The sequence below is a fragment of the Candidatus Uabimicrobium amorphum genome, assembly GCF_009002475.1.
In the GTDB taxonomy this organism is placed as follows: domain Bacteria; phylum Planctomycetota; class Uabimicrobiia; order Uabimicrobiales; family Uabimicrobiaceae; genus Uabimicrobium; species Uabimicrobium amorphum.
This window is the reverse complement of record NZ_AP019860.1, coordinates 7837904-7856085: the sequence shown is the minus strand read 5'-3', so window position 1 is coordinate 7856085 and position 18182 is coordinate 7837904. Positions and strand designations below refer to the sequence as shown.

13 protein-coding genes are annotated in these 18182 nt (G+C 38.1%); 5 read left to right on the top strand and 8 right to left on the bottom strand.

Features of this window, described 5'->3' with window-relative positions; translation table 11 throughout:
* Window positions 1–35 precede the first annotated feature (35 nt).
* Genes UABAM_RS27515 through UABAM_RS27505 form a run of 3 tightly spaced genes read right to left on the bottom strand, consistent with a single transcriptional unit; the run spans window position 36 to window position 3191 of the window.
* On the bottom strand, window positions 36–1859 hold the full coding sequence (locus UABAM_RS27515) for a hypothetical protein (protein ID WP_151971201.1): 1824 nt from the start codon (window positions 1857–1859) through the stop codon (window positions 36–38).
* Window positions 1856–2794, bottom strand: a complete 939-nt coding sequence (locus UABAM_RS27510) for an ABC transporter ATP-binding protein (RefSeq protein ID WP_151971200.1) — start codon at window positions 2792–2794, stop codon at window positions 1856–1858. The genes UABAM_RS27515 and UABAM_RS27510 overlap by 4 nt, the downstream gene beginning before the upstream one ends.
* On the bottom strand, window positions 2787–3191 hold the full coding sequence (locus UABAM_RS27505) for a GntR family transcriptional regulator (RefSeq protein ID WP_173013611.1): 405 nt from the start codon (window positions 3189–3191) through the stop codon (window positions 2787–2789). Before UABAM_RS27505 ends, UABAM_RS27510 begins: the two co-directional genes overlap by 8 nt.
* Before the next feature lie 277 nt (window positions 3192–3468).
* On the opposite strand from UABAM_RS27505, the gene UABAM_RS27500 reads away from it, so the two are divergent.
* Window positions 3469–4098 carry a DNA alkylation repair protein gene (locus UABAM_RS27500; RefSeq protein WP_151971198.1) on the top strand — a complete coding sequence of 210 codons (630 nt, stop codon included), beginning with the start codon at window positions 3469–3471 and terminating at the stop codon, window positions 4096–4098.
* 39 nt (window positions 4099–4137) lie between these two features.
* Window positions 4138–4764, top strand: a complete 627-nt coding sequence (locus UABAM_RS27495; RefSeq protein WP_151971197.1) for a glutathione S-transferase family protein — start codon at window positions 4138–4140, stop codon at window positions 4762–4764.
* Here the strand turns inward: UABAM_RS27495 and UABAM_RS27490 are convergent, their stop codons facing one another.
* A complete protein-coding gene (locus UABAM_RS27490) occupies window positions 4765–5679 on the bottom strand; it encodes a pyridoxal-phosphate dependent enzyme (protein ID WP_229759314.1) in 915 nt (304 codons plus the stop codon).
* 263 nt (window positions 5680–5942) lie between these two features.
* Here UABAM_RS27490 and UABAM_RS27485 point away from each other — a divergent pair, with 263 nt between their 5' ends.
* Window positions 5943–9017, top strand: a complete 3075-nt coding sequence (locus UABAM_RS27485; protein ID WP_151971195.1) for a serine/threonine-protein kinase — start codon at window positions 5943–5945, stop codon at window positions 9015–9017.
* 113 nt (window positions 9018–9130) lie between these two features.
* Here the strand turns inward: UABAM_RS27485 and UABAM_RS27480 are convergent, their stop codons facing one another.
* Window positions 9131–9604, bottom strand: coding sequence for a hypothetical protein (locus UABAM_RS27480; protein WP_173013609.1), 474 nt, complete (start codon window positions 9602–9604; stop codon window positions 9131–9133).
* A 246-nt stretch (window positions 9605–9850) separates the two neighbouring features.
* On the opposite strand from UABAM_RS27480, the gene UABAM_RS27475 reads away from it, so the two are divergent.
* Window positions 9851–11251, top strand: a complete 1401-nt coding sequence (locus tag UABAM_RS27475; RefSeq protein WP_151971193.1) for a CehA/McbA family metallohydrolase — start codon at window positions 9851–9853, stop codon at window positions 11249–11251.
* Window positions 11252–11315: 64 nt separating this feature from the next.
* Here UABAM_RS27475 and UABAM_RS27470 read toward each other — a convergent pair whose 3' ends face one another.
* The gene (locus tag UABAM_RS27470) at window positions 11316–12719 is read right to left on the bottom strand and encodes an MBL fold metallo-hydrolase RNA specificity domain-containing protein (protein WP_151971192.1); all 1404 of its coding nucleotides are present in this window, start codon (window positions 12717–12719) and stop codon (window positions 11316–11318) included.
* A gap of 960 nt (window positions 12720–13679) precedes the next feature.
* Between UABAM_RS27470 and UABAM_RS27465 the strand changes: the two genes are divergently transcribed.
* Window positions 13680–15509: a protein kinase domain-containing protein gene (locus UABAM_RS27465; RefSeq protein ID WP_151971191.1), complete on the top strand. Its 1830-nt coding sequence runs from the start codon at window positions 13680–13682 to the stop codon at window positions 15507–15509.
* Between the two features lie 61 nt (window positions 15510–15570).
* Here UABAM_RS27465 and UABAM_RS27460 read toward each other — a convergent pair whose 3' ends face one another.
* Together UABAM_RS27460 and UABAM_RS27455 are read right to left on the bottom strand one after the other, a co-directional pair.
* Window positions 15571–16452, bottom strand: coding sequence for an arginase family protein (locus UABAM_RS27460; protein WP_229759313.1), 882 nt, complete (start codon window positions 16450–16452; stop codon window positions 15571–15573).
* 54 nt (window positions 16453–16506) lie between these two features.
* A complete protein-coding gene (locus UABAM_RS27455; protein WP_151971190.1) occupies window positions 16507–18114 on the bottom strand; it encodes a leucine-rich repeat domain-containing protein in 1608 nt (535 codons plus the stop codon).
* Window positions 18115–18182 lie beyond the last annotated feature (68 nt).

The following is an 18182-nucleotide window of genomic DNA, read 5'->3' as shown; positions in this document are numbered from 1 at the left end:
ATTTTCGGTTTTGAGCCATAATAAAATCAACCGTCCTAAGCAAAAATTTCGGTCCCATCTTTCGCGGGTGTAAGTGGTTTGGCAGAACATTTTTGGCAACATTTATTTTGTAGGTTGTACTTGGCATTACAAAAATGGCAGCGAACTACCACGAAGTGACACATGGATACGAATGTGAGTAAGCCCGGAATTCCGGCAACACAACACACAATCATCCAGCATGTTGTTTCGTATATTGAGACAGCATAAATTCGTGCGATCACTAAGCACAATAAACACGGAATCATCACCAACCATAGCAACGAAGCTTTATAGTTAGGCAGTGATAGATGTGGTAGAAAATACTTACACGCAAAATTACTTAGAAGAGATGACTTTAGAAAATACATGCGCCAATCATAATCCTCTACATATTCAGGATTTTTGGTCACGGTATATTCTTTCGTAATTTTTCCAGTTCTTGCGTACTCAATGACACGATCTTTTTCACTGTCCGTTTTTATGTAGCGAAAAATGTATTGTTTTTGATTGGTGATCAAAATTCTGATTTTGTCGTACTGTTTTAAAGGTAAATGTTGTATTTGCGAAATTGCCTTGCCACTTGGGTCGAGAATATACAAATGTTTTTCTGTCAAAACGACAATTTCCATAGGAATATTTTTGTCGGATGCAACAACATCAAATTTGCGTATATCCTCGTGACAAGAGAAAAACAACTCTATTTTTTTATTGTTCGTATCGAATAAATGCAATTCGCGTTGAGAACGTATGAGTAGCTTTTCATTTAGGTTTTCGTTGTCAAAATACTCTTCTTGATGCAAGTTATCTGTTTGTTCTTGGTAAAAGCCGTCTATTCCGATAGACCCTTCATATCTCCCGTCATCTTTGTATGCAAGGATACGCTTTTGCAACTTCGAATAGTAAAAATGCGATGTTAATCTCGTGTAATACTTTTTTCGTAGATAGTTGGTGTTACCCGTAGGTTTTTGACGCAAATACATTCCCAAGAGCTCTTCCTCAAAAATAGACTCCACTTGTTTGTCGGAGAGAATGTGATTATTTGCGTCCTTGTAAACCCACGTTTTATTCCTTTCTATGGAAATCGGCCCTTGCGATGTTACGCGGTAGTAGATACTTGAGTCGTTTTTGTCATCTTTTACAGAAAATTGTTTTGCCATAGCTTCTAAGTTGATCACCACAAACAGAGTTACGGTAATATAGGAAACCAACAAGGTAATTCCAATGCTTGCTTTGGTGACTATGCGGGATCGTTGATCTGTGAATGTCCCCCACCCGGCCATTACGACAGTACACCCCACACACGTCATGAAAAAAAGAAAATGCTCTTTTGTGGTCGCCTCGTAAGCGATGTAATAGCAAACAACTGCGAAAAGAATACCGACGACACGGCTTCCATAAAATCGCGCTTCGCGTAACACAAAGGTCATCGTTAAAAAATAAACAACTACGCCAAACAACATATTGGTCACTATTTGCGCACTTGTATAATGAATCAGCATTTTTGTTAGGTCGTCGACAAGCATAATTGCAATGAAGCATGGAACAACAACCACTATGCTGAATAAAATAAGAGCCGCGACTACTTTGGCCATAAAAATGGACGTCAATGTCATGGGACGATGTCTTAAAAATGGAAATAATCCCAGGTATTTTTCTGGAAGCGTCTGTAGTAGACCTAAGACGATGCCCGTAACTATGGATATATGCAAGATCACTTTTGCCATGTCACTGTGACCTGTCATCACATCCGTATATAAGTAAAGCATGGCGGCAAAGGCTCCAAGTACAAACCATTTTCCATGTTCCCGCAATTCTTTTAAAATTATTGCCCATATCATTGTGTGGTCGCTCCTAGATCACTGATATTGAAATCTCTCATACCTTTTCTTCCAAGATAGTCAATAAAAGCATCTTCTAAAGACATATCGTTACAGTTAATATCAACACCACCAAGATCTTCGATTTTTTTCTGCATTTCCGCGTTGTAATTTGCAACGGTTAGTACAATGCATTGTTGATCGCGTATACCACGTAAAACACCGGGAATCTTTTCAAAAGCGTCCATTTCCGGTAGTGATTGTGGAAAATGAACGCTTATCTGTTTGATGCGACTATGAAATACATCTAACGAGCAGTTTACGCGCAAAACACCTTTGTCAACTATGGCGATATAATCTGCGATGCGTTCCACTCCCGAGAGCATATGCGAGGAAAATAACACCGAACATTTGTGATTTTCCGCGATATAAACCATCATTTCGAGAAAGGAGTGGCTCGCAACAGGATCAAGGCCAAGCATCGGATCATCAAAAATAAACAGATCTGGTTGCGCTGCCAATGTAAGAGCTAAAGACAAACCTGCACGCTCTCCGCGTGAGAGTTTTCCCACTTTTGTTTTGGGTTGTAAACGGAAATAGTCACATATTTCCGCGCACAGCTTGCGATTCCACTTTGGATAAAATTTTGCCTGAAAATGGCAAATTTCTTTTACCGACATCCACATATACAGAGGGTGGCCTTCGGCCAAATAACCAATGCGGCTGCGGATTTCATTTGTTAAATTCGCAGAAGAGCAACCATAAATGGTCGCAGACCCATAGGTGGGCTTTAACATCCCTAACAGCATTTTGATGATCGTGCTCTTTCCCGAACCGTTGCGTCCGAGAAGTGCGAATATACTTCCTTGGGGAATTGAAAAACTGACGTGGTCTACCACGCAATTACCACCGAAGTACTTTGTAAAACCATTGATTTCGACTACGTTGTTATTCATCTCGCCCCTTTCTTTGTGAAATTTCCTTGAGTTTTACACGCAGTCTTTCCCATACATCGTTTGCCTCGAAATCAAGCAATGCGATTTTATTCACAAATTCGTCGATCGCCGTTTCCAAACGCTTCAAGCGTTCTTCTTCGGAATAAAACTGAACGCGTTCAATGATAAAAAGACCGCGCCCGCTACGTGACTCCGCTATTCCTTCGCGTACTAACTCGCCGTATGCCTTGGTCACGGTATTGGGATTTATGGTTAGTTTTTTGGACAAGGCGCGCACAGAGGGTAATTGATCTCCAGGAGACAATTTTTCTATGGCAACAGCCCGTTTTACTTGATCGATAATCTGCTGATATATAGGAACAGCGCTACCTGTTCTCACTTTGATATCAAGTAACAATATGAACTCCTTAATATAGTGCACTAGTGTACTAGTTTGAATAGTACACTAGTGCACCAGGAAATGCAAATCAATTTTAATATTTTTTTTGTGAAATGAGTTGAAAGTACTGAATTTACTAATGATAAAAAGATTGTGCGAAATAGAATAGCGAATACTGTACTTTATATTTTTCGTAGAAATACGAAAAAGTTACGGTTTTATTTGCGCTACTTTGTAAATATGCTATCATGTATAAAATACAGTTTTAGACATAGAAATAAAAGAAGAGGAACTAATGAAAATAAATGAAATTTTACCCCTATTGGACGGCGATTCTGTCAAGATGGGGGACATAAAGAAAATGGCCAAGCAAATTAAAGTGGACCACGATTTGGCGTCAGAACTTTGGGCGACAAAAAAATATTATCCTCGTCTTCTTGCAGTGTTGATCATGGATAAAAATCGCTTAGATCAAGACTACCTCGATAAGATCGTTCAGGACCTAAAGAGTCATGAGAAAGATGAGAGTAACTACATCTCCGAATGGCTACTCGGAAATCAACTCGTTAAAAATAAAAAGAATAAAAAGTTGCTCGAATCTTGGCAAGAACACCCCGAACCCATTTTACGGCGTCTTTTTTGGTATTACCAAGCACGGTTAAGGTGGACGGGAAAAATACAGGAAAATAGTTCGGAACTTATGGATTATCTAGAAAAAAACATGGAGAAGGCCGATCCCCTTGTGCAATGGACGATGAACTTTTGTGTCGGTTGGATTGGTGTATTTGAAGAACAGTACCGACCACGCTGCATCGCTTTGGGAGAAAAACTTGGCTTGTACAAAGATGAGCATGTTTCTAAAGGATGCACACCTAGCTACCTTCCGGCATTTATCGAAGTAGAAGTTGGCAAACGCAATAAATAGCGTATCATAAAATATATCAATCACCAGAGAGGATAAAAAATGCGCCTATATGGAACGCCGTTGTCTCACTTTACTAGAAAAATTAGAATTTTGCTTTTGGAATTGGAAGTACATTTTGAGTTTGTGGACATCGGCAACGTAGGGGATAACAATATTGAAGTTTTTTCAGGAAATCCATTGATGCGCGTTCCTATCCTCGAAGACAACCATTGTAAGCTGTTTGAGTCGGATAATATTGCGCGGCATATCGTAAAAAATTACGCCAGTGAAGATCAATTTGGTGTATGCAATTGCGATCCACAAGTTTTAAATATTCTTGCTGTAATTTCCGGGGTGATGGAGGCGGAGGTTCGTTTGATTCTCGCGGAACGTGGTGGCATGAAGGATATATACCAGCACCATTTTTTTCAAAAAACAAGAGATGTGGCCATAAATGGACTTGAGTGGCTTGCACGACAAGATAAATTCATCAATAAACAAGATTTATGCTATGGACATATTGCAAGTGTGTGTATGTGGGATCATTTATCTCACTACAACTTGTTTGATTTAACACCATATGCGCCACTAAAACAGCTTTCCGAAAAATGGAATAAAAAGTCATCATTCATGACAACACGCCCTAAATTCACAAATGAAAAGAACAGAGCCAGCAAAATTCGATGATTAACCAACGGATTTTTGCCATTGATGTAGTTGCTCTAGCGTAGCCACGACACCTCCGCAAACAATGACAACGATATTGTTGTACTCTCGCAAGAACGGTGATGACTGGTATAGTGGCGCGAGAGCAGCACCGCAGGCAGGCTCTACGACAATGCGGTGATCGCGAATAAATTGAAGACAAGCATCTATTGCTTGAGAATCGCTAACTACGTTAGAAATGACCTTGCATTTTTGGGCACTTTCAAAAGTGTGTTGCGCAATTTTTTTTGCACCGAGAGATGTGGCGATACTTGTAATTTCTGGCAATGTGACAATAGAGCCTTGTTGCAATGATAGATGCAATGATTCCGCGCCTTGGGTTTCCATGGCCAAAACACGAGTATTTTTAAGCTTGTTGCGCTGCAATCCCTCGATAACACCACATAAAAGACCTCCCCCTCCTACGGAAACAATCACCAAGTCTGGTGTGATGTCATTTTCGCAAATTTCATCGATAATAGAGGCATGTCCCTGCCACAAAAGAGGGTCGTCAAAGGGATGTATGTAGGCAGCGCTATCATCAACAAGTTCCATGGCATATAAGTGTGCCTCATTCCAAGTGTCACCATGAACAATGACTTCGGCATTTTCTAAACGAGTGAGCTCTTTTGCCCGTTCTGTGGTGGATTTGGGCACGACAACCGATACGGGAATATTGAGTTTTCGTCCGCAAAAAGCAACAGCAACGCCCGCATTTCCTCCAGAGGACGAAATAAATTTTTTTGTTCCGCGATGTGCGTATTCGCGGCAAGCAAACCCTATGCCACGAACCTTAAATGAACCGCTTGGTTGCAGAGCATCCATTTTTAGCCACACGGTCCCGGGTACTTTTTGGCTTAATGAGCGCGATTCTAACAGTGGAGTTTTGATATGCAATTTTGGCTCCTCTTGTATGGATTTTGAGTGTCTAAAAGTAAAATAAATAGGCATAATATTGCGCGCAGTCAATTTTGCCAGACGAGAAAATTATGTCAAGAATAAAAGGCTTACATGTTATGATATCACATCACTTAAAATGTTTAGAAAAAAAATGACTTTGCAATTTTGACGGATTATTTTACCAGATCTCTATGATGAAATTGTACAATGTCAATTGCTTAAGTAGTTTCATCTAAATAAAGCAACAGCGAGTCGTTGAAATGCGCGTAGGAGGAAGAAAAATTAAAAATAGATCATTCCAAAATCCCACTAGACTTCAATTGGGTAAGATGTTCCTTCATTATTTAATAGAAGAAGAACTGGGGCGAGGTGGAATGGGCGTTGTCTATAAAGCACAAGATACCAAATTAAACCGCACGGTTGCTTTTAAAATCATACTCGTGGATATCGAAGAACGACAAAAACAAAGATTTTTACAAGAAGCGAGAGCCATTGCGCAAGTGGATCATCCTAACGTAATCAAAGTTTTCGAGGTAGGCGAAGAACCTCTGTGCTACTACACAATGGAGTACATCCAAGGAGGGACTCTTTCACAATGCATCGCGCAAAAATTGTTAAAACCAACAGCTCTTGCAAATATTTTTTATAAATTGGCCGATGCACTCTATGTCATGCACAAACAAAAAATTGTTCATCGCGATTTAAAACCGAGTAACATTATGCTCTCTGATAGCGGTGAACCTAAAGTCATGGATTTTGGCTTAGCAAAAGTTTTAGACAGTCAAATTTCTCAATCTAAAGATTTTTTAGGAACGCCTGCGTACATGTCCCCTGAGCAGATCAATAATGACAATGTAGATGCCAAAAGTGATATCTATTCTCTAGGAGCCTCTATGTACGAAGGTCTAACGGGAAGACCTGTTTTTCAAGGGGACGAGATATTTAATATTCTATATCAAATTGTACAAGACGATCCTATTGACCCACGTCGATTAAATCCTGATATTCCCGTCGATTTAGAAGCGATTTGCTTAAAATGTATAGAGAAAAAACCACGCAAAAGATATGTCAGCATGAAATTTTTAGCAAAAGATCTCAAAAATTTTATGGAAAACCGTCCCATTAGCGCTAGGCCCCCTACAAAGATAAAAGCTCTCCAAAAATGGGTTTTGCGTAACAAAGCCATTACCACCATTTTTTTTGTGGCACTCATCGCAATGGTTCTCAGTATTAGCATTGTCATCTTTAGTTTACATCAGCAAACACAGATAAAAATAGAAGAAGCTAAAAAGTTAAATCATGAAAAAAATAAAGTCGAAATGGCGCGACAACAAGCGGTAACCGCGCACGAAAAAGCCCAAGGTCTAGTTGTGGAATTGCGTGGCGTAAAAACACAGCTAGAGCAAAGTTTATATCGACATACCATTGCATTGGTGGATATGTACAATCGTACAGGAGACATATCGAAAGTAAATTATTACTTAAACAAAACTCAATTTTGTCCACCCAAAGCACGTGGTTGGGAATGGTATTGGCTTTATCGGCAGTCGAACCAACAGTTGTTTACCCTAGAACATGAAAATTACCGCTCTTCGAATTGGCGGGAATATTTTAATTGTTTTTTTAGTCGTGATGGAAAAAAAATCTTCGCTGCAATATCTGCTGGTATTCAAGTTTGGGATACCAATACAAAAGCAGTTGTTAAAGTAATCCGATTAAAAAAGACACCCTTGTGTAGCGATCTTAGTCCCGACGGTAGAACGATTTTGTTTAATACTGTTGATGGTAACCTACAGCTTTTAGATGTGCAGACACAAAAAGTTATTCGTAAGTACTCACATAATATTATCAAACCAGAACATTGTACTTTCAGTCCTGATGGTTCTATGGTTGCGTGCTCAGGGAAAGAGGGAGTGTATATTTGGAAAACCACTCAAAAAAAACTATTCCAAAAATTAGAGAAACACGAAAAAATATATGCCTGTGCGTTTAGCCCCGATAACAAAAAAATCGTAACGGGAGGAACATTTGAAACACTACAATTATGGGATATAAAATCGGGGAAACACTTAAAAGAATTCAAAGGGCATAAAAATATTATTTCCTATTGTGTGTATAGTCCCGATGGGAACAAAATTCTTTCAACGAGTTACGATGGCACCATGAAACTCTGGAACCGAGAGGGAAAATTATTACATTCATTTGAAGATGCATCCACTCCCGAAAAATTATTAAAACAAGCTCTGTCGTCATGTCATTTTAGTCCAGATGGCCGTAGAGTAATCTCTACAGGGAAAGATAATATTCTGCGGTTATGGAGTGTCAAAACCGGTAAGTTACTGGCAAGATTGAAAGGACATAATGATCACATTCTGAACGCGGACTACAGTAGCGATGGAAAAAATGTGGTTACTATTAGTGACGACGGCACACTAAAAGTATGGTCAACCTTAAAGAAAAACAACCCGCAAATTCTACGCGGGCACATAGCCAAAGTGAATTTTTGTAGCTTTTCCTCTAAAGGCAACAAACTCATTTCTGCCAGTTCTGATTCCAGGCTAATCATTTGGGATATGAAATCAAAAAAACCCATCAAGACCATCACCGGACATTGGGGGTCTGTCAGAGGTTCTTTGTTCAATGAGAGTGGTACGAAAATTGTTTCCTGCGGTAAAGATCAAACATTGCGCATTTGGAACAATCAGGGAAAACTACTAAAAAGAGTAACTTTTGGAGAGGCCATCCGTTCGTGTACCTGGACTCCAAACGAAAATGTCGCGGTATTTATCGATAAAAAGTTAATATTTACGGATATGAATACCGGACATCAAAAGACGGTGCTCGAAACCGCTGGTAATATTCGGAAAATAGCTTTTCACCCGAAGCAACCACTCATCCTCATACTCCTTGAGTCAAAGGAAATACAACTTCGGAATACAAATACCTGGAAATTGTCAGCCAAGAAAAAAATACCCGACACCGAAGCCACATCTCTCACCTTTAGCCCCGACGGTAAATTATTTGTAACAACGCACCCTGAGTCTATCAATGTTTGGGAAACAAAGACCTTTAAGCTACTAAAAAAACTCCAAGGGCACGATGGGGAAGTTCTATGCGGAATTTTCACCAAAGATGGCAAAAGGTTTATCAGTAATCACGATCACTCACTGCAAATTTGGAACATTGATACAGGAGAACCACTGTTAACCTTAGAAGGGCATACCGGAATTATTGAATATCTTACTTTAAGTAAAGATGGTACAAAAATTGCCTCATGCGCTCAAGACCATACGATACGTATCTGGGATATCGATTCATTTACCACAAGGAACTAACATCCATTTTTACCTTTCTAGTGGAGAAATATCATGGTTATATTTTTTCCTGGACATAAAATTTTGTAAATCCGAAAATAAAAAAGTCCAAAAGGTTCGTTTGGACTTTTATTTTAGTGCTTCCAAAGTTTTTGCAACGCGCTATCATTGCTAATTTTTTTAGGGGGTTGTACTGAGGTTGAGGTGTAGTATGTTTTTTCCCCCAATTTCTCGATAAAAATTTCTTGTACGCGTGGAGCGTTTGTGTAATAAAGAATCCAAAATATAGCACTCACAATTGCAATGACAGAATCGAAAACGCCATCTGTAAACGGCAGCATGACTAATATAATTAGAGCATTGAATGCACAAAAAGAGACGATTAATTTGGGAAAACGATGGTTTCTACGTAAGAATAAAAACATCAAAACCACACAGGCGATGACAAAAAGTATGCTGACGATTGCAATGGAAATTACCATTGCTTTTTGAGAAGAACTGGATAATAGCGGTAGCGTTGACATAAATACTCTCATGCCATATATAAACGCGATCAATAATCCTAAAAATGACAGTCTTAGTAACATTCCAAAAGGTTGTCGTTGCATTGTATTCCTTTGCTTTATCAAAAGTTTGTCGTATCTCTGTTCGTTGGTCACTATACACTAATCGTTTTACATATTTTCATATATAGCGGTCTACAATTATAAAAAAATCTTTTCGCATTAATACAGTAAAAAGTTTTGTCTATTTCATAGTTTGGGATCAGCTAACGTGGCTAAATGGATATGGAATAATGGGAGATAACATGATATGATGATAAAATTTAAAATCCAAAAATGTAGGGGGGTCTCATGGATAAACTGATGCTATTTTTTTGTATATTACTTTCCACGCAAATTTTTAGTGAATCACTGGTCATCGAAAAAAAGTTTTTTCCGCCTAAATCAACAGATATTTATCGTTATGTTCCCTTTGATGTCCCAGATGACGTTGTTGAAATAAAAGTAAGCTACTCATACGACCGTAAGAAACACACCGTAGATATTGGTATTTTTGATAGCAATGGAATTGGAAAAAAAGGGTTTCGCGGTTGGAGTGGTGGTAGCAAAAGCGAGTTTATTATCGCAGAGCACAACGCAACCGCTGCGTACTTGCCGGGGCCTATTTATTCAGGTACGTGGCAGGTAATACTTGGTTTATATCAAGTTGAACCATCGGGGGTAGACATCAAAATTGAAGTGGAGTTTCGTACCTCTTCAGCGAATAGCTTTGCTGGTCCCAGGTTTCTTTGGAATGCCGATCAAGTACTTGAGTCAAATACTCGTTGGTACAAGGGGGATCTACATATGCATACAAACCACAGCGATGGGAAACAAACCATTGAAGATCTTGTGGCATATGCAAAAGAAAACCAACTAGACTTCCTGGCAATGACCGAACACAATACTTGTAGCCATCACTTCGAGATACCGACTTACGCCAACAATGAAGTTCTACTCATCTTAGGTGAGGAAGTCACAACAACCCAAGGTCATGCCAATGTTTGGGGACTTCCACAAGGATATTGGATCGATTTTCGCATAAATCGCAACAATTCCATTAATGATATTGTTAGAGATGCGCATTCAGTGGGAGCGTTATTTTCTATTAATCACCCATTTGGTCCTTGTGGCGGTTGCTACTGGAATCATAGTGACCTAGAAGATTATGATAGCATTGAAATTTGGAATGGCTATTGGGACCCGACGGATTACCTCGCTTTACAAATGTGGGATCGTCTATTACAACAAGGAAAAAGAATTCCCATTGTGGGGTCAAGTGATTCTCATAAAAAACAAGATCCTATTGGCAAACCGACGACACATGTTTATGCCTCAAACTTATCTCAAAAAGCCATCTTGACCGCGATCAAAAACGGTCGTGCGTACATTACCAAAGACATAAGCCCCACAGCAATAGAGTTTTCTGCTTACCTCGAAAATACAAATGACTCGGCCATGATGGGGGATATCTTAAACGTACGAAAACAACAAGAAGTGCTTTTCGCCATCGCTATTTCTGGATGTAAACAAGGCAAGGTAAACGTGATATGTAATGGGCGAAAAATTATCTCAAAAAATATTTCGCAACTAAAAAATGGTATGCTGGAGTTTTCACACATAATCGTAAAAGATAGTTATTTTCGCTTAGAGGTCGAGGATGACTATGATATGATCGCCGTGACAAATCCGATTTATGTTGATATGAAATAGTGAATGTTTTCTGTGATTGCAAGAATGTTATCTAGACGAAGTTAGTAACATTCTTGCGATGAAATCATAATTTATTTTTGATGTAAATATTGTCCAGGTTGAACTCTTCTCCATATTCGGCGACAGTCGCATTGATTTCTAGTTGAGATTCAATCAACATTTTGAAGTGCTTCGACCCGTTTTCTTCCCCATGATTTAAAATGATTAATTTGGGATCAACTTTCGAGTCTTTTATCCATTCAATTAAGTCTAAGTAATCACCATGAGCAGACAATGAGTTCACATAAAAAATCGTTGCATTGACCGGGAGTTCTTGTTTATGAAGTCGGAGCATTTTTTCACCGTCTAATAAGAACCTTCCTTTGGTTCCTTTCGGCTGATACCCTACCAGAATGATGCCATTTTTCCTGTCAACAACACGATTTTTGACGTGATGCACCACACGCCCGCCATCGATCATTCCTGAGGCACTAATAATAATCATTGGTCCATCGGCATTCGCTATATTTTTCGACTCTTCTGCACTTTCTACCTCTGAAATCGTTGTGGGGTAAATGTCTCCTTTTTCCATAATTTCGTCTTTAACACAGCCTTTTGTAAAACATTCGTTAAATATTTTATTGGCCTTTTTAGACAAAGGACTATCTAATATAACCGGTACCTTAGGTACTTTGTTTTCATCCATAAGCTCTTTAACCAAAAATAACACATCTTGGGTTCTGCCTACGGAAAACGAAGGAATAACAGCAACCCCTGAGCGTTTCAGAATTGCATTAAGGTACATCCCCAAAACCTCTTTGGCAGGTATTCTGGCGTGTAATTTATCTCCATAGGTGGACTCTAGGATGAGATAATCCATTTCACATAATAGAGCGGGAGGATTCAACAGGACATTTCTTTTATGACCAATGTCACCAGAAAATACGACTTTCTTTTCTTGTCCATTTTCGTCTTTATAGCGAATTCTAAGAAAACTGGAACCTAAGATGTGACCAGACCAATAAAAGGTAATGGATATATTTTTGGAGACTTTAATTTCTTTTTCAAAGTTGACCACTTCAAATCGTTTTAAGATTTCTTCCACTTCTTCTAGTGTATAAAGAGGAAGGGCTGGTTTATGCCTTGAGTACTGTTTTTTGTTGGCATATTTGGCATCTTCTTCGTGAATTTTTGCCGAATCGACCAACAGTATTTCACACAGTTTAAATGTTTCTCTTGTACAATAAACTTTTCCTCTAAAGCCATCTTTCCACAGCCGTGGAAGAAGACCGGAATGGTCTATGTGCGCATGAGTTAAAAAAACCGCAGAAACTTGACTGGCAATATGAAATCGCTTCCAGTTTTTTTCTCTACTTTTAGATGAACCTTGGTAAAGACCATAGTCTACGAGGTATTTTTCTTTTCCTATTTCCAACAGAGTTTTAGATCCTGTAACTCCGCCAGCACCACCTAAAAATGATATTTTCATCGATTTGTGACGAGGATACCCTAATTTATAGCATTTGGGAGGAATCTTTACTCGAACGTAAATGCGTCCAGCATGAGCATGATGCCTTCTTCCACCTCGTATCTCCCTTCTGGAAAATAAAAATATCCATCAACTTGTTGTATGAATTATCCGTTAGATGTTACTCTTTTACTATTTTTTATAACAAATAACAAGTTATTTCATAAAACAACTCAAGAAAGTGGATGCATCGCAATGTAATATTTTTTGTACTCAGGAGTCAGTATAATGAGATCTTTTGAATACAACCAAATAAACAAAACGCTATTTGAATTCCATAGATCTATGTTGTGGTTGGACCGAGAGTGTCTCGATTGTTGAGTATTGCTGGCTGGCTTGCTGAAGCAAAAAATGTCTTTTTAGAACCGCGACGAATACACTATTTCTTTTTTCACTTAGTGTACGCTAGCAGTCGAAAATATTAAAATAACATCGTGAATTCGCAAACGAAGTGGGTCAAGTATTATTGTGAATTTCAAATTTTTATTACTACCTAGTTGCATGTTCGGTGTCTTCCATTTCACTTAACCTACCCGACACGGATAAAATGCAAAATAATACAAATAGGCTCATAAAATATACAAAAGTAAAAAGAATCATTTGCTCCTCCAGAAATTTAGAAATCAAGATGTTATTCTTTTCGGATGTTAAGCAAAATTCTTTAGCTTTTTTTTATAAAAAATACTTTTCGCAAGCAACAACATTGTGTCCATAGCAAGTTGGAAAACGCCTTGTATGCCATGCATGCGGAAGTTATTGAAATTATAGAATCATGTAGTAGAATAGAAATCAAATGAATTCCTGGATACTCTAATAGCCAACTCTGTAGAAGGAGATGTGAGGTTAAAGAAAATCGTGTTTTTCGCATTCGAGTGACCATTCCTATACAATCAGCGATAAAGGTAGCCTCATCACAAATCGATGAATAAAAAAATAGGACCGTATTCCATTGTTCGTTTTCTTGGCGAAGGTGGGATGGGCAAAGTATATGAAGCTTATAATCCTACTTTACAAATCAAAGCGGCCATTAAAATTATGCATGGGACAACTAAACAAGAGTTGTTGCGCATACAAGCAGAAGCACGAGCCATTGCGGCTCTAACACATCCAAACATCCCACGCCTGTATGATTTTGGAGAACATGATGGTTGTGTATATATTGCGATGGAGTATATCGCGGGTACAACGCTATCAAGTTTGCTTCAACAAAAAAAATTCTCCGTACGCAAAGCCATTCACATAACAAAAACACTTGCGAGCGTATTACACTATATGCATAGCAAGGGAATTGTCCATCGCGATTTAAAACCATCGAACGTTATGGTGACCAAAGAACAAAAGCTATACATTATGGATTTTGGCTTGGCACAAAAAGTAAGCTCATACGAAAGAATCACGCAAACAGGACATTTAGTTGGCACTCTCGCGTATATTCCACCAGAACATTTCTATTCTCAACGTCCGTCTGTGTCTGAAAAAGGAGATATTTATTCTCTTGGAATTATCTTTTACGAGCTATTGACAAATAACAAACCTTTTCGTGCGTCATCAACAGCATATATGGTCAATCAAATTATTAGCGGTAACCTTTCCGTGCCATCAAAGATCAATGCAAAAGTATCGGCAGAGGTGGATCGTATTTTTTGCAAAGCAACACATAAAACACCGGAGAAACGATTCTCTTCCATGGTGTCATTTGCAAGAGGTTTAGCAAAGTGTAATAGCAGAACAACGAAGAAAGAACCAAAGACAAAAATCGCGGCGATGGTTTTCGCCGTTGTAGGGATCTTCGTCATAGGTATGGTTTTTTTTAGATCACCAACAACAAAAAAGAATTCTGCACCACCTAAGGCAAAGATATCCACGCTTTTTGAAAAATTACTAATGTCTATCGAAAAGCAACAGCCATGGAGTAATAATTTTAAACAGATAAAGAAAATGACAAGTAAAAACTTTAAACGTATCACACATCAAAGTGTAGAACATTCACAGCGACGTCTTATTTTTAAAGACTTACTTGCTAAAGTCCATGTTAGCAATCCCAAAAGCCTATCTTTGCAGAAAAAAGACTGGCAATCTTATCGCAATGCCATAGATGCTTATCCACCATTTAATAAAGAAAGCGGACCCTTTATCCATGGCGAACAAATTATTCTAAATGAAGGAAACCTTTACCAATATGCGGCGGCCTTTTTCTACAAACGTCCCATTTCACAACCTTTTGTTCTAGAGTTTGATTATAATATTTCCTTGACGATGAGTGAGAAGCCATGTGATGGCTTTGCCTTTATGTTCAATAAAAAACTTCCCCCATTTGGTGTTCTACCTCCACAAGGGGCATTTGGTGGTTTTATTTTTGACGGAAGCGGTTATGGGGTGCTGTTTAAAACATTTGAACCATCTCAAAATGTAATTTCTGTGGCGGTAGACCAAGGAAATTACACGCAAAATAGTTTTGAAAAAATTCAGGATGTCGAAATTCCCGCTACGGTTTGGATCAATGCTCACTCAAAACGTCCAGGGACGATCAATGAATTTGTTTCTTATCCAACTAAGGTTTTTGAAAACAATCGGTGGAAAAAAGTACGTATTTTTGTGATGGATAAGGTGATTGCTTTATATCTCGACAACAAAGAGATCGTGTTTGTAGAAGAAAGTATTGATTTTTCGAGCAATTTTATTGGATTTAGTTGTGCCACCGGAGCATTAGCGGCGAAACATAAAATTCGCAATATTAAATTCCTTTGGTAGCGTATGGACTCAAATCCAATTATTTTACTTTTCTCATGTCTCAAGTCTGGCACAAAATCGCTTACACATCTTGGAAAGCTTTCGCCGTCAAAACATGTAAATCAATGACCTTCTTTAAAGGTTTTTGATAACCGCCAGCCAAGTTTGTGACCACGGGAATGTTGAGTTCATGGCATGTGGCATAGACAAGTTTATCGCGCAGATATATTTGCTCACTATTAAAATGTCCCGAATGTACATCGGGATCATCTTCGTGACAATCCACACCTGCTTGATACAACAAAATATCACACTCAAGAAAGAGTTGTTTGATTAGGTTAGGTAAATTTTCTAGCCACTCATTATTATTGTGTTGTTGTATGTCGTAATAACCTAAAGAATAATGAGGTATAAAACTTTCGCTGTTTGTTTTGCGAATCGTATTCGCGGTACCATCTCCTTCATGAGAATCTAAATCAAGAATGCCAATGCGCTGTGCTTTATGAATTTTTCTTAGCAGAATGGCAGCTATTGTCAAACCGCAAAAAGTGCAAAAGCCATTTGCATAATTGTAACCGGCATGATGGAAACCGGAAGTTGGCGAAAAAGTATTGCACCTATTTACGTAAGCATGTAGCGCTGCACATACAAAGCTACCTGTTGTCCACTGTAGACTCTTAGCCACTTTTAACGATTTATTCCCGAAACCATTTTTAATTTTTCCACTTAAAATTCCTCTGACATAACTACGTTCATGTGCCACGGCGATTTCCTCCGCAGATAATGCTCGTGTTTTTTGAATGGTAACGGGGTATAGTTCTTTCCACGCCTGTACAACTAACTTGGGTTTTCTCGCACTGGGCGAATATCCTACATTTTCCTCCACTTGTTGCTTTTTGTTGTAAAAGACCAGCATCTCTTTTCGTGCACGTGGTACGATTTGCGTTAACTCTTGCGATTTCATGTTATTCATCCAATACTATTTTTCGTCTCAATGAGATAAATCTAATAGGAGTGTTTATAGATCTCTCATTGCAGATTCTTCTGAACTTAATAAAAAATTTAAGTGTTCGGGACTAGATCTTTCACTCCGAAAAATCAACCAGTGTGGGTATGCTTTTCGCAAGTCATCCCAGATATTTTTAGATTCTTCCATTGGCGTTCTACGAATGAGTGATGATCTGTATGCTAGTAAGTATCGATCAACACCTTGACCTTGCATCATATTTATTAAATCTTCTCCTGACTCTGAATACTCATCTGTCCATACTAGACCACCAGAGAATAGCTCATAAAGACGCTCGGCTTTCGGATCATACTTTAAATTGTTCATTGCCTTGACAAAGTCTGGATGTAAGTTTGATATATGAAATGGTATCATGTTTCCGATGATTACTCTAATGGAAGAAATTTTGCTTATCTCTGGTGGTAGTTTTTTTATTGCTGTCTGAGAGAGATTTAAGTAATTAAGAGAAGGAAGTTGTTTTATTCCTTTTGGTAGTTCTTGTATGTTTGTCTTAGAGAGATCTAAATACGTAAGAGAGGTAAGTTGGCCTATTTCTTTTGGGAGGTGTTGTATTTTTGTCCCACTTAAATTTAGACGTGTAAGAGAGGTAAGTTGTGCTATTTCTTGCGGTAGTTGTGTTAACTTTGTTTCACTTGCATTTAGACGAGTGAGAGAAGTGAGTTGTGCTATTTCTTTTGGAAGTTCTGTTAATTCTGTTCTACTCAAATCTAGGTGAGTAAGAGAATGAAGTTGCCCTATTTCTTTTGGTAACTTTTTTATTTTTGTATTTTTTAGCTCTAAATGAGTAAGAGAATGAAGTTGACCTATCTCTTTTGGTAATTTCTTTATTTTTGTTCGAAATAAATTCAAGTAAGTAAGAGAATGAAGTTGACCTATCTCTCTTGGTATCTTTGTTATTTGTGTCAATGTCAAATCTAGGTGAGTAAGAGAATGAAGTTGACCTATTTCTTTTGGTAATGTTTCTATTTTTGTATTTTTTAGCTCTAAATGAGTAAGAGAATGAAGTTGACTTATCTCTTTTGGGAATTCTGTTATTGTCGCGCCATGCAGACACAAGTGAGTGAGAGAATGAAGTTGAACTATTTCTTTTGGAAGTTCTGTTATTCCTGTCCCCATTAAATTTAGGTAAGTAAGAGAATGAAGCTGGCCTATCTCTTTTGAAAGTTCCTTTATCTCAACATTTCTTAAATTTAAGTGAGTAAGAGAAGTAAGTTGGAATATTTCTTTTGGTAACTTTGTTACTTTTGTATTATGAAGATTTAAGTAAGTAAGAGAAGTAAGTTTTTCTATCTCTTTTGGTAACTCTTGTATTTTTGTCCAACTCAAATTTAAGTGAGTAAGAGAAGCAAACAGAAATATTTCTTTTGGTAATACCTCTATTTTAGTATGGCTCACATCAAAACAAAACTTATTCGAGAAATTACAGTTAATAAAGCGACTATTTTCTAGTTTTTTAAAAGTAACATCTGTTCGAAAACTACAGTTTTCAAAAACACAATCCTCTATTTCGTATTTATTATCTTCATCTAGAAAAAAAGTGCAGCCATGGTATACAGTGTTATTTTCTATAATCTTTAGCGATTTAGATTTTATTTTCATCGTATTAGTTGTTTCTCTTTTCTGTAAGAGACCTCGCCATTGTAAGTAGAAAACTTATGTGCGACTTC